This window comes from Pseudarthrobacter sp. TAF60_1 (assembly GCF_052113505.1).
Lineage (GTDB): Bacteria > Actinomycetota > Actinomycetes > Actinomycetales > Micrococcaceae > Arthrobacter.
In genome coordinates, this window is the sequence record NZ_JBFRDI010000005.1 from 107,607 (window position 1) to 120,502 (window position 12,896).

At 65.6% G+C, this 12,896-nt stretch carries 10 protein-coding genes; 4 read left to right on the plus strand and 6 right to left on the minus strand.

Annotated elements, in window-relative coordinates; translation table 11 throughout:
* Window positions 1–13 precede the first annotated feature (13 nt).
* Window positions 14–3,754 carry a choice-of-anchor D domain-containing protein gene (locus AB4Y73_RS07545; RefSeq protein ID WP_441870478.1) on the minus strand — a complete coding sequence of 1,247 codons (3,741 nt, stop codon included), beginning with the start codon at window positions 3,752–3,754 and terminating at the stop codon, window positions 14–16.
* A 415-nt stretch (window positions 3,755–4,169) separates the two neighbouring features.
* Between AB4Y73_RS07545 and AB4Y73_RS07550 the strand changes: the two genes are divergently transcribed.
* Together AB4Y73_RS07550 and AB4Y73_RS07555 are read left to right on the plus strand one after the other, a co-directional pair.
* Entirely contained in the window at window positions 4,170–4,532 is a 363-nt protein-coding gene (locus AB4Y73_RS07550) for a LysR family transcriptional regulator (RefSeq protein WP_441870480.1), read from the plus strand.
* 45 nt (window positions 4,533–4,577) lie between these two features.
* The gene (locus tag AB4Y73_RS07555; RefSeq protein ID WP_441870482.1) at window positions 4,578–5,075 is read left to right on the plus strand and encodes a LysR family substrate-binding domain-containing protein; all 498 of its coding nucleotides are present in this window, start codon (window positions 4,578–4,580) and stop codon (window positions 5,073–5,075) included.
* A 7-nt stretch (window positions 5,076–5,082) separates the two neighbouring features.
* On the opposite strand, the gene arfB is transcribed toward AB4Y73_RS07555, so the two are convergent.
* The 4 genes from arfB to AB4Y73_RS07575 all read right to left on the minus strand — a co-directional run bounded on the left by arfB (window position 5,083) and on the right by AB4Y73_RS07575 (window position 7,920).
* Entirely contained in the window at window positions 5,083–5,505 is a 423-nt protein-coding gene (gene arfB, locus AB4Y73_RS07560) for an alternative ribosome rescue aminoacyl-tRNA hydrolase ArfB (RefSeq protein ID WP_441870484.1), read from the minus strand.
* Between the two features lie 78 nt (window positions 5,506–5,583).
* Complete coding sequence (locus tag AB4Y73_RS07565; RefSeq protein ID WP_441870486.1) at window positions 5,584–6,381, minus strand: phosphatase PAP2 family protein; 798 nt, start codon at window positions 6,379–6,381, stop codon at window positions 5,584–5,586.
* Between the two features lie 134 nt (window positions 6,382–6,515).
* Window positions 6,516–7,217: an SCO1664 family protein gene (locus AB4Y73_RS07570; protein WP_441870488.1), complete on the minus strand. Its 702-nt coding sequence runs from the start codon at window positions 7,215–7,217 to the stop codon at window positions 6,516–6,518.
* Between the two features lie 13 nt (window positions 7,218–7,230).
* The gene (locus tag AB4Y73_RS07575; RefSeq protein ID WP_441870490.1) at window positions 7,231–7,920 is read right to left on the minus strand and encodes an MSMEG_4193 family putative phosphomutase; all 690 of its coding nucleotides are present in this window, start codon (window positions 7,918–7,920) and stop codon (window positions 7,231–7,233) included.
* An 89-nt stretch (window positions 7,921–8,009) separates the two neighbouring features.
* On the opposite strand from AB4Y73_RS07575, the gene AB4Y73_RS07580 reads away from it, so the two are divergent.
* Both AB4Y73_RS07580 and AB4Y73_RS07585 read left to right on the plus strand, forming a co-directional pair.
* Window positions 8,010–9,398 carry a sigma 54-interacting transcriptional regulator gene (locus tag AB4Y73_RS07580; RefSeq protein WP_441870492.1) on the plus strand — a complete coding sequence of 463 codons (1,389 nt, stop codon included), beginning with the start codon at window positions 8,010–8,012 and terminating at the stop codon, window positions 9,396–9,398.
* Between the two features lie 21 nt (window positions 9,399–9,419).
* Window positions 9,420–11,426 carry a vWA domain-containing protein gene (locus AB4Y73_RS07585; protein WP_441870494.1) on the plus strand — a complete coding sequence of 669 codons (2,007 nt, stop codon included), beginning with the start codon at window positions 9,420–9,422 and terminating at the stop codon, window positions 11,424–11,426.
* Here the strand turns inward: AB4Y73_RS07585 and AB4Y73_RS07590 are convergent.
* Window positions 11,399–12,676, minus strand: coding sequence for a glycoside hydrolase family 1 protein (locus AB4Y73_RS07590; RefSeq protein ID WP_441870496.1), 1,278 nt, complete (start codon window positions 12,674–12,676; stop codon window positions 11,399–11,401). The genes AB4Y73_RS07585 and AB4Y73_RS07590 overlap by 28 nt on opposite strands.
* Window positions 12,677–12,896: the final 220 nt, after the last annotated feature.

A 12,896-nucleotide genomic window follows, 5' to 3' on the forward strand; every position in this document is an offset into this window, starting at 1 on the left:
GAAGAATTACAGATCAGTTGATTTGTGTGCCGGTGAGAGGGGACCAAGTAATCCGGCCGCCCTGATAGTCCTGCCGGACGCTACCTCCATCGATGGAGTACTCCTCGGAGGTCGGGTAGCCCAGTTTCCCTGACTCGTAGCCCTGCGCCGCCCAAGCCTGGCGGATCGCCCCCAAAGTCCGGTGTGCTCCGGTGGTCGGGGACCAGTTGATCCCCCCGCCCTGGTAGTTTTGGTACGCCCCGCCGTTTCGCATGCCGCCCACCTCGTCAGTGGTCGGGTAGCCAAGCTTCCCTGACTCGTAGCCCTGCGCCGCCCAGTTCAAGCGAATAGCCCCGACGGTCGCGTGTGCTCCGGTGGTCGGAGACCAGTTGATCCCCCCGGCCTGGTAGTTTTGGTACGCCCCCCCGTCCCGGATGCCTGACACCTCGTCAGTGGTTGGATAGCCAAGCTTCCCTGACTCGTAGCCCTGCGCCGCCCAGTTCAAGCGAATAGCCCCGACGGTCGCGTGTGCTCCGGTGGTCGGAGACCAGTTGATCCCCCCGCCCTGGTAGTTTTGGTACGCCCCGCCGTCCCGGATGCCTGACACCTCGTCAGTGGTTGGATAGCCAAGCTTCCCTGCTTCGAATCCCTGGGCCGCCCAAACCTGACGAATGGCACCGAGGGTCGGGTGTGTGCCGGTGGCCGGAGACGACGTCATCGCACCGAACTGGAAGTTTTGGGAAGCCCCGCCGTTCCGGAGGCCGTCCTCCTCGTCGGTGGTGGGATAGCCCAGCCTGCTCCTCTCCCAGCCCATTGAGGCCCACTTGGCCCGGATTCCGCCATAGATCTTGTGTGCCCCCGTGGCGGCGGACCAGTAGATGGAGGCCCCGCCGGAACCGGAGAAGTGGTTGTAGGCTCCCACCTTGTCCGGAGTGCCAGCCTCGTCGGTGGTCGGGAACCCGAGGACGCCTTCGGCACCACCCGCAGCCCTGAAGATCGTGTATATCCCGGCGTGCACCTCATGGGCGCCCGTTACTGCAGACCAGCAAATGATCCCCTTTTCGTAGTCCTGGCACTTTCCAACTGAAACTGAGTACTCCAGAGTAAGAGACCTCCCCAGAGAAGATCTGGGGTCGCCGGCACCAATGCTGCTTGCCTTGGCCGCTATGGGATCGTCAGTACCATTCCCGGTGAGCATGACTTTCAGCTCGCCCTGGCCGTCATCGGCCGTGACCAGGTAGAACGTGTCCAAAGTCCCTGCCTGTCCAAGGACTGTTGGTTTGAAAGTCACACTCTGGTAAGCCGATTCACCCGGGGGAATCCTCAGTCCCTCGGAGATCGGCGTGACGGTTGAGAAAACCCCCTGCGGGGCCTTGGCCTTTGTGAGGGTCATCGGTATGTTGCCGGTGTTCTTTATCGTGAAGTCCCGGGTGGTTGACATCCCCACCGGCACGTCGCCGAAGTCCAGGGAGGCCGGGATTTCCAGGCGTGAGGTACCCGAAACGGCAGTCGCATTGACCGTCACCGACACTGAGCCCAGGTCACCGGCGACCACCAGTTTGTCGGTAACCCCCGCCGCCGTCGTCGGAGTGAACGTCAAAGACACGGGAAGTGAGGCGAGCGGCTGGACGGTCTGGCCCGTGATCGGCACCGTAGTCGGGTCGACTGTGAGGGCAGAATTGGCTGGCAATGTCACGCCAGTGATTGTGACCACCGCGTTGCCGGTGTTGATGATGTTGACGGTCTGTCTGCTGGCGGCACCGGTGGGCACATCGGTGAATTGGACTGTGCTGGGTGACGCGCCCAAGCCGTCCTTGGTGCCCACGGCGTGGACGCCAATGAGGTCTGATTCGCCATCAGAGGTGTTGAGGGTGAGCGTACCGTCAGCCTGGCCGGCCAACGTGGGTGCGAAGGTGACCGGGACGGTCATGCTGCCTCCCGTGGCCAGGGTCTGGGGCAACGCAAGTGCTTCAACCCCGAAGGGGGCAGAAGCTGTAACGGTGCTGATTGTCACCGCCCGGGACGCCGTGAGGGTCACGGTGCCTTTACCGGTGGCGCCCACCGCCGCTGTGCCGAGGTCGGTGTTTGTTGCCCCCACCGCCGACGTTGTCGGGGCGCCGAAGGCAAGCACCTGCCCGTCACGGGTCCCCACGTACACCCGACCGCCGTCAGTCGCTGGCGTCGTGAATTTGGCGGCTATGCCAAGGGGCGCGGTAAATACTTGCTTGAGCTGCCCGGCCGCGTCCGGGATAGCACGGTACGCCCTCAGTTCCGCGGCGGCCCCGGTGCCTCCGCTGGTGTAGACCACCCAGACGAGGGCGGACGCGCCGTCCCTGCCGTTGGAGGTCACGGCCGGCGCACCGGAGCCGAACCCAAAGGTGCCGGCGGATGTTCCCACCGAGGCGAGCTTCATTCCGCCCGAAGTGCTTGGCACGAGCTGGTGGGCGCGCAGGTAACCCCTGTTCTCAGCAGTGTAGATGTACCCCCCGCTGGTGGTTCCAAGGAACGCGGGTCGCCCCCATACTCCGCTGTACGGACCGGCTTCGTCGAGGACCTCATCGGTGCCGCCGGCTCCCTGCCCCATGCCCCCCAGATTGTCCCGGTCGAGCAAGTAGACGCGTCCGTCCTTGCCGACCTGTACCAGCAGGTGCGGGTACTGCGCCGTGCCGTAGCCGTCCGGAATCCCGATCGGCGCACCGGAACCCAGGTCGGCGTCGTTCTGGTCCAGTTTGAGGTTGTCCGTGGGGCTGAAGAAATCAGTGGGGGTAAGGTTCCCGTCGGTTCCGACTTGGAGCCGGACCACCGACTCTGCCAGCGTCTTCGGCGGCGTCTTACCTGGGCCGGGCTTCGGCGATATGCCGTTACCCGTAGTAAACAGGATCTGGCCCGGACCATCGGACACCAGCCCTCCGCCGGACTGCCAGATGCCGCCCTCTGCGTTGCTGTTGCCCGATTCGGTCGCCCACATGGTCGTCTGCCGTCCGTTGGTTGAAACCCCGATGACGTAGCCCACGAATGGAGCATAGTCACAGTGGCTTGCGAAACCGGCGTACACGACTCCGTTCAGCAGCAGCAGGCCGGGCCGCTGCATCGCCGTCATTGCGTTGAACGGACGGGTCGGGTCGTTGGTCGGGGCCCCGCCGATGAGGACGGGAAAGCCTGCCCGCTCTGCCCCATTGGTGACGTCGAGGGAGTGCATGTACCAATGCGGGAGCTGGGGAGTGGCACCGTCGTTGGTCTTCGTGGTCAGGAAAACGCTGTTTGTCGCGGCGTCGAAAACTGGAGTTGACGTGATGCCGACGTCGGGTGCGAGGTCACCACAGCTCACCGTCGCCGCCGGCCAGGAGGGACCGAGGCTACTGCTCCACTTTTTCACCCCCGTGGCGCCGTCAAGCCCGTAAACGTTGTTTTTTTCGGTCGCCGCAATTACCGTCGCGCCAATCACAAGCGGCTGGGCGTAGACCTGCCCGTCCACGGCAGCGGAGAACAACTTTCCGAAGTTCGAGGAGGCAACGGCCGACGGCGACAGTGCGGTCTCGTTATTGTCCCACCCTGTCCGCAACGAGTCGATTGCGATTGTCCCCACATCAGCAACGGCAGCGCCGCTAACGGTCAACCCAGCAAATGCGAGCAATGCCGAAAGGACGGCGGCATGCGCGCGCCCGCCGATGCGCCGGGCGACAGGCTTTATAGCCCGGGCACCGTCGGAATCCATTGAACGTACTTCGTCAAGCATATCGAGACCCGTTTCTACCGACGGCTGGTACTGCCCCATAGGTGGAGGCTAGGCAATCGACTGGGGGCCGCACAGGAGTGGCTCATACCCGATTTTCTGCGGGGACACACTTGCTTCACGGCGGTCCCTACTCGCTCCAATGGATCTAAAACGGCGGACTACTTGGTCTATAGGCCGTCCGGCGGAGATGGGAACTGGCGGCGGTAATGCGGGTTGACCTCATGTCTGCGAGCTAGGCGCATAGCGCCGCGAAGACCGTTGCCAGCTCCGGGTGTGGATGTATTCGGCGGAGAATGTACGACGGCCGGTGTGGGAGCGGCGCCGCCGAACAACTCCAAGAGCTTTCGGGATCCGGTCCGCTTAATAGGATTTCTTTTCACATCCCACCAGCAATTACACCGCGTCCAATACCTATTAAGCTTCGGATTATTGCAATTTGTGAAAGTATGCCCGTATGGAGATTCAGCAATTGAGGGTGTTTCTGGCCGTGGCGGAGGAGCTGCATTTCGGCCGTGCGGCGGAGCGGCTGCATCTGGCCCAGCCGCCGGTGAGCCGTACTGTGCGGCAGTTGGAGCGCGACCTCGGTGCTGACCTGTTTATCCGCAGCACGCGCAGCGTCCAGCTGACGGCTGCGGGAGCGGCCCTCATGACGCCGGCCCGGGAGATCCTTGCCGCGGCGGACCGTGCCAAGGCCGGCGTTCTCGCGGCTGACCGCGGGGAAGCGGGAACAGTCAAGCTCGCCTATGCCGGTGCCTCAACCCACGTACTGGTGGGCGTCCTCGCCCGGGAAGTCCGGCGGGTTCATCCCGGCATTTAGTTCCGGCTGAACAGCCAGGACTTCGCGCTGCCGGCCCTGGCCCGGGTGCTGCGTGGTGAGGTGGATATCAGCCTTGGCCGGTGGAATTTTGTGCCGGCAGGTGTGAAGTCCCGCGTCATCGTCGAGGAACACCTGGTGATGGCCGTGCCGGCGTCCCACCGGCTGGCCTCGCAGGAGGACGTGCGTCTGGCGGAACTTGCCGGCGAGCCTTTTGTGGCATTGCCCCCGCACGAGGGCTCGGTCCTGGGCGACCGGCTGCGCAGGCTCAGCCTGGGTGCCGGTTTCGATCCGGACATTGTCCAAAGGGCCCCGGACTCCTGGACCGCCATGGCACCGGTGGGGGCGGAAGTGGGATGCTCCCTGACCGTTTCCAGTGTGGCCGAGAACGTGACAGACCCCCATGTGCACTTCCTGCGCGTGCGTGACAAGACCTTGCCGGTCTACCTGCGGATGGCTTGGCGGCAGGCCTCGGACAACCCGGCACTCGGCCTGGTCCTCGCCCTTGCGGAACAGGTCTGGCCCGGTCCGGCCGATGCAGTGTGAACCCGCGCTACTCGGCGCTCGGCCGCCGTCGTTGCTGTTTTGTGGCCGACCGCTGTTGTTTGGCGGCGAGGTGCCGATGTTTAGAACCCCGGGTAGGTTTGGTCGGTCGGCGGCGGGGACCTTCCGGCGCAAGGGCCACCCGCACAAGGTCGGCCAGCTTGGCCAGCGCGATATCACGGTTGCGCAGCTGGGAACGCTGCTCAGAAGCAGTCACGGTAATGACCCCGCCGATCAGACGTGGTTCGAGGCGTGCCAGGAGCGTCAGCCGCTGGCTTTCTGACAGCACCACCGAGTCACCGACGTTCCATGAGAGCTCCGCCCGGCTGTCTGTGGTGTTGACGTGCTGGCCGCCCGGGCCCGACGAGCGTGAGAACCGCCAGCCCAGTTCCGTGGCGGGAATGGTGAGCGCGGGCGATACCTCCAGATCCATGGAATCAGGGTTGCACAAAAGGCACTCCGCACCTACCCACGCCGATGGAACGGCGGGTTTCGGCGAAGTGCGGAGGGCCTATTCGGGCGCGAGTTTGCTTGCATCCGTACCCACGCGGTGGGTGCGGGTGGTGAGGTAGAGTCGATGCGCTGTGATCACCAACGCTAGCCAGGCCGCCCCGAGTGCCCACGCGGCCAGCACGTCCGTGAGCCAGTGGTGGCCCAGATATACCCGGCTCAAACCGATGCTAAAGGCAAAGAGCCCTGCCAGGGTCACCACAACGATCCTGCCACGGGGCGACTTCAGCCGGAGGATGATCAGGTAGGCAACAATCCCGGCGATGACAACAGAGTTCAATGAATGACCGCTAGGAAAGGATGCCGAGTACTCGTAAGGCGGAACTGCGTCGACCAGCGGGGGCCGGGTCCTGCCGACGAGCGACTTGCCCGCGATGGTCATGAGCAATGACCCGGCGCCGGCAATGACTATGAGGATGACCGGGGTCCACGACCGGCGTCGAATAGCCAGCGTCGCCATGACTGCCAGCGCGAGGAGCGGCATGCCGATGGTTCCGCCAACATCCGTGTAAGCGGTGGTCATGATGTTCAGCGCGGGGGAGCGCAGTGTCTTGGCGGTGTCAAGGACAGGATGGTCCAGACCGGCAACACCATCGGCTTCGACCACGGATTCGTAGACCTGCGCAAATACCGCGGTGAGTGTCACGGCCAGTGCTGCACCAACGGCCAAGGTCAGGATCAGCGCGGCGTGCGGGCCGAGAATACGGCTGACGCGGCCGACGACGAAGGCCAGGAACTGGCCGAGCCGGGTGTCCCAGCGCGTAAGGTCATTCCCACCGACGAAGCGGTCGTGTTGCACTTCGCCTTTTACGCCACCCTCAGGGGCTTGCCTGGTTTCCGGCGCCACGCATTCCTACCCTTCGTTCAACACATCCACAATAATAAGCAACCTTATCATTTGGGGAGTCCGCAGATCTTCAAAACCGCAATACCTCACACCAGCGGCCACGGGTACCGCATGCCGGTATGGTCCACCGGCAGCACGCCGTCGTGCAGTACCCGCCGCACCCTGCGCTGCAGTGCTGCAACCTCGGCGCCGTCGAGGAGTTCGGCCACGGCAGGAGGCACGGCCTCGGCGAGCGGGATGATGTCCTCGAGCAGTGCGCCGGGGATTGGTTCTCCTGCGAAGTCCCAGATAACGGTCCGCAGCTTGAAGGGCGCGGAGAAGCACAGCCCGTGATCGATGCCCCAGATGCGCCCGTCGTCGCCGCGCAGCACGTGCCCGCTCTTCCGGTCCGTGTTGTTGGTGACGTAGTCGAACAGGGCGATCCGGGACAGGGAACTGTGGGTCTCGGGGGCATCGGCGTACAGGGTGAAGTAGTGCTCACGGAAGTCGCAATCGATGAACCACTGCAGCGACCCGATGCCCAACGGGGCGTCCTCGCGGATCACCGTCGGCGGCACCAAAACCCAGTCCAGGTACTCACTGAGCAGGTACGCCGCCCGTTCCCGGCGGAACAGCCCTGGCTCGAAATCAGAGAGCGGGCGTTCGCCGGCTTCAGGCTTGTAGACCGCTTGTGCCGAGTCTGCCCCGCAGGAGATCCGGACGAGGAACGTCTCGTTGCTGCTGCGGAGGATCCGTCCGAGCAGCTCCACCCGGCCCTCGCCGAGCAGGGTCAGCTCCCGGCCCGGCACCAGCCGCACCTTTTCACCGTCTGTCCCGAACTCGTGGGGCCCTCAGTCCACTCAGCGGGTCGGCCGTGGAATTCACCATCATCACCGCCGGCGCCCGGCCCTCCACAAAGGAGATGGCCGACACGGAGCCGGGGCTGATGACAATCCGCTGGAACAGGTCCAGGCGCGTGCCCAGGGCGTGGGCGACGGCAACCTTGATGGGGTCGGCGTGGGAAAAACACACGACGACGCCCCCCGGGTGGGCGGTGCACAGCGCCTCGAGCGTTCCCACCATGCGTGCCTGCATCTGCACAAAGCTCTCACCGTTCGGGAAGCGGAACGCCGAGGGGCTGTGCTGGACGGTCTGCCACTCCGGCAGGCCCACCAGTTCGGCCAGCGCGGCGCCGGTCCAGTCGCCGAAGTCGCACTCGATCAAGCCGGTGTGTTCATGCACATCCAACCCACTGAGGGCGGCCGTCGGCGCGGCCGTCTCGCCGGCCCGCTCCATGGGAGAGGAATAGAGGCCGTCAATGGGCAGGCCGGCGAGGCGTTCCGCCACGCGTTCAGCCTGGTCACGGCCCCGGTCGGAGAGGTGCAGGCCAGGGGCGCGGCCCGGCAGCACCATGCCGGTGGTGGGCGTTTCACCGTGCCGCACCAGGAGCAGAAGGGTGCTTTGCGGTTCCGTCGCCGCCGCAAATTGTTCCGGGGGAGTGGCTGCAATCATCAGGATCCAGAGTATCGTTCACCGCCGGCGCCGGCAGGAATTGTGGAAAATTCCTCGGTTCCCGCTGGTTCGGGGTCTACCGTAGAGGAGTGAGTGATCGCCCCGATATCTTCACCGTTGGTGAATTGCGTGCCGCCGGCCATGTCCGCAAGGACCTGCGCCACGAAATCCGCGACAACCTGCTGGCCGCGCTCGCCGCAGGCCGGGACCCCTGGCCGGGAATCTACGGGTTCGGCCGGACTGTCCTGCCCCAGTTGGAGCGCGCCCTGATAGCCGGGCACGACGTCGTCCTGCTCGGCGAACGTGGGCAGGGCAAGACGCGGCTCCTCCGCACCCTGGCAGGCCTGCTGGACGAGTGGTCGCCGGTGATCGAGGGATCCGAACTCAACGAACACCCGTACGAGCCAATCACCGAGCAGTCCCGTGCGCAGGTCCTCACCGAAGGGGACCGGCTGCGGGTGGCGTGGCGCCACCGCTCGGAGCGTTACGTTGAGAAGCTCGCGACGCCGGACACTTCCGTTGCGGACCTCATCGGCGACGTCGATCCGATGCGTGTGGCCGAGGGCCGCCGGCTCGGGGACCCGGAAACCATCCACTACGGCCTCATTCCGCGCTCCAACCGCGGCATCGTCGCCATCAACGAACTGCCGGACCTCGCGGAGCGGATCCAGGTATCGATGTTGAACGTGATGGAGGAACGCGACATCCAGATCCGCGGCTACGTGCTGCGGCTGCCCCTTGACGTGCTGGTGGTCGCCTCCGCGAACCCGGAGGATTACACCAACCGCGGCCGGATCATCACGCCGCTCAAGGACCGCTTCGGCGCCGAGATCCGCACCCACTACCCCATAGAGCTGGAGGACGAGGTCTCCGTGATCAGGCAGGAAGGCCAGCTCGTGGCCGACGTCCCGCCTGTCATCCTCGAGATACTCGCCCGATACACCCGCGCCCTCAGGCTCTCGCCGGCCGTCAACCAGACCTCGGGGGTTTCGGCGCGGTTCGCCATCGCGGGTGCTGAAACGGTTGCCGCCGCGGCCCTGCGCCGGGCCAGTGTGCGTGGCGAGGATCAGGCAGTTGCGCGGATCATCGACCTGGAAACGGCGGTTGAGGTCCTGACCGGCAAGATCGAATTTGAGTCAGGGGAGGAGGGCCGCGAACAGGCAGTGCTTGACCACCTGCTGCGCACGGCCACCGCCGAAGCGGTGCGGGCGCACTACCAGGGCCTGGACCTGGGCCCGCTAGTGGCCGCCCTTGACGGGCACCGGACGGTGACCACCGGAGACCAGGTCACCGCCCGCGAATTCCTGGAGAACCTCCCTTCGCTCAACGGATCAGGCCTGTACGACGAGATCAGCAGCAGGCTGGGCGCACAAAACGACGGTCAGCGCGCCGCGGCCATCGAACTTGCCCTGGAAGGCCTCTACCTCGCCCGGCGGATCTCCAAGGAGTCCGACGACGAGGAAACCGTCTACGGCTAGCAACCCGGAGAGAGGCGAACCATGAGCCTTCACCACCACTCCTCCAAGTACGGCCGATACGCGGGAGGGCCGGATCCCCTTGCCCCGCCCGTGGACCTGGCCGAGGCCCTTGACGCCGTTGCCGAGGATGTCATGGCGGGGTATTCGCCCCGGCATGCCCTGCAGGAGTACCTTCGCCGCGGCGGCCGGAACCGGGAGGGACTCGATGACCTTGCCTGGCGGGTTCAACAGCGCCGCAGTGAACTGCTCAGCCGTCACCGGCTGGACGGCACGCTGAATGAGGTCAAGAAGCTGCTGGACACTGCCGTCCTGGAGGAGCGTAAGCAACTGGCCCGCGACGCCATGATGGACAACACGGACCGTGACTTCCGCGAAATGCAGCTGCAAAACCTGCCCCAGTCCACAGCCGCGGCCGTCAATGAGCTGGCCTCCTACGACTGGCAGTCCAGCACCGCCCGGGAGGCCTACGAAAAGATCAAGGATCTGCTGGGCCGTGAGGTCCTGGACCAGCGCTTCGCCGGCATGAAGCAGGCACTCGAGGGCGCCACCGAGGAGGACCGCGCTGCCGTGGCCGAGATGCTGCAGGACCTGAACGGGCTGCTGGACAAACACCGCCGCGGCGAGGACACCGATGCGGACTTCCAGGAGTTCATGGCCAAGCACGGCCAGTTCTTCCCGGAGAACCCGCAGTCGGTCGAGGAACTGATCGACGCCCTCGCCCAGCGTGCGGCCGCCGCCCAGCGGCTCATGCAATCCATGTCCCCGGAGCAGCGGGAGGAGCTGATGCGGCTTTCCGCCCAGGCCTTCGGTTCGTCCGAGCTGATGGCGCAGCTGGGCCAACTGGACGCCAACCTGCAGGCATTGCGCCCCGGCGAGGACTGGACCGGTTCCGAACGGTTCGAGGGACAGGAAGGCCTCGGACTCGGTGATGGCACGGGCGTGCTCCAGGACCTCGCCGAACTCGACGAGCTGTCTGAACAGCTCTCCCAGTCCTACAACGGATCACAATTGGACGATCTGGACCTGGACGCCCTCGCCCGGCAGCTCGGGCAGGATGCCGCCGTGACAGCACGCACCCTCGCCGACATCGAGCGGGCCATGCAGGATGGCGGCTATTTGCGCCGCGGGGCCGACGGCGACCTGAGGTTGTCCCCACAGGCGATGCGGCGGCTCGGCAGGTCGCTGCTGCGGGACACCGCCAAGCAGCTTGCAGGACGGCAGGGCCGCCGGGATACGCGGGTGGCCGGGGCCGCCGGCGAGCAGACCGGGTCAAGCCGTCCGTGGGAGTTCGGGGACGCGGAGCCCTGGGACGTCACCCGCACCATCACCAACGCCATCCGCCGGACCACGGCCGACGGCGGGGATCCGGGCGGCGGGTTGCGGCTCAGCGCAGAGGATATCGAGGTGGCGGAAACAGAGGCACGCACCCAGGCCGCCGTCGTCCTGCTGGTGGATGTGTCGTTCTCGATGGCGGCCGAGGGACGGTGGGTGCCGATGAAACGGACCGCGCTGGCACTGCACCATCTGGTCTCCAGCCGCTTCCGGGGGGACAGGCTGCAGCTGATCACCTTCGGCCGCTACGCACAAAACATGGACATCGGCGAGCTCACTGCGCTGGCGTCGCGGCGCGAGCAGGGAACGAACCTCCACCATGGCCTGCTGCTGGCCAATCGCTTCTTCCGCCGGCACCCGTCAATGCAGCATGTCCTCCTGGTGGTGACCGACGGCGAGCCCACCGCGCACTTGCTGCCGGACGGAGACTCGTGGTTTGACTACCCGCCCGCCCCCGAGACTATCCGCGTCACCATTGCCGAACTCGACCGCCTTGGCCGGGCCGGCACCCAAGCCACGTTCTTCCGGCTGGGTGACGACCCCGGGCTCGAACGGTTCGTCCAGCGGATGGCCCGCCGCGTGGACGGCCGGGTGGTTGCGCCCGACGCGGGAGATCTGGGCGCGGCCGTTGTGGGCGAGTACCTCAGGGCCCACTTCCGCGACCGCCCCTACAACGACGCCGACTGGGTCTCGTAGCTGGCCAAGGGGTTGTGCGCCTGTGCCAGGCGGCCCAGCCAGTGTGCGCTTTCCTTCGGTGTCCGTTCCTGGGTTTCCCGGTCCACGGCGATCAGGCCAAACTTCGGGCCGTAACCGAACACCCATTCGTAGTTGTCGAGGGCGGTCCAGGCGATGTAGCCGCGGACGTCGATGCCGTCCGCCAGGCATGAGGCGACGCAGTCCACCGCAGCGCGCAGGTAGTCCACCCGCTGGGTGTCGTCTTCGGTGGCCAACCCGTTTTCGGTCACCATCACCGGAACGCCGGCAATGCGGTGGGCTTCCCGGATGGTTGCCTCGAGGGCCTGCGGGTAGATCTCCTCACCCATCTGGTTGGTGGGCACACCCTCCGGAGCCGGCGCATGCCCGTTCGGGCCGTAGACGGTGCGGCCGTAGGTCTGGATGCCCACAAAGTCGTCACCGCGGGACGCCGCCAGGAAGCGTTCGTTGACGTCGCGGCGAACCTGGTTAGCAAGTTCCTCGCCGCCATCGATGGACTGGATGTCCGAGTTTGCGAGCGTCCAGCCCACCGGAAGTTCCGGCCGCCGGCCTTTGATCGCGGCGGTGGCGGCGCGGTGTGCGGCCACCTTCACGGCGAACCCGGCCTCGGTGGAGCAGAACTGGAACGGAGCCACCGTGCTCGCGTCCACGCCAAGGCGTTCCGCGGCTGCGGCCCACACCGGCACGGAACCACGGTTCTCCGGGGTCTCGCCGCCAATGCCGAAGGATTCCAGCAGCCACGGCAGGTTGGGTTCATTCAAGGTGCAGGCGACGCCGATGAGGTCGCCCAGGTGCGCCATCACCCGGTCGCAGTACCGCGCAAACAGTTCTGCCGTGCGGGGGCCCTCCCAGCCGCCGACGGCGAGGAGCCAGCGCGGCGATGTGAAGTGGTGGAACGTGACCACGGGGGTGAGGCCGTTCTCGTGGCACGCTTCGAGCATGCGGCGGTAGTGGTCCAGTTCGGCGTTCGAGAACAGGCCCTCCTCAGGCTCAACGCGGGCCCACTCGATGGAGAAGCGGTAGCTGGTGAACCCGAGGCCCGCGATCAGGGCAATGTCCTCGCGATAGCGGTGGTAGTGGTCCACCGCGTCCCCGGAAGGCTCGGAAAACATGCTACCCGGCAGGTGCTCCAGGAACCAGGTGTCGCTGTTGACGTTGTTCCCCTCCACCTGGTGCCCGGCGCTGGCAACGCCCCAGAGGAAGTCCTGGGGGAATGGTGATGCGGTGGTCATGTAGTTCCTTTCGGTTCAGCGCCGACGAACAGCGCACGGGCTTCTCTGCCCTGGCTTCAATCCTTTCCTGTCGCGTGACCGGGGCCACAATACCTTTTCAATCAATGACATTCTCATGTAAGCGCCGAACGTCTCCGGCTGATGCTGGATGGGAGCCGGCCCGTGTGCCAGCCCCAAACACTTTTCCTCCCGTTGTCACCTCAGAATGCAAAGGCGCACC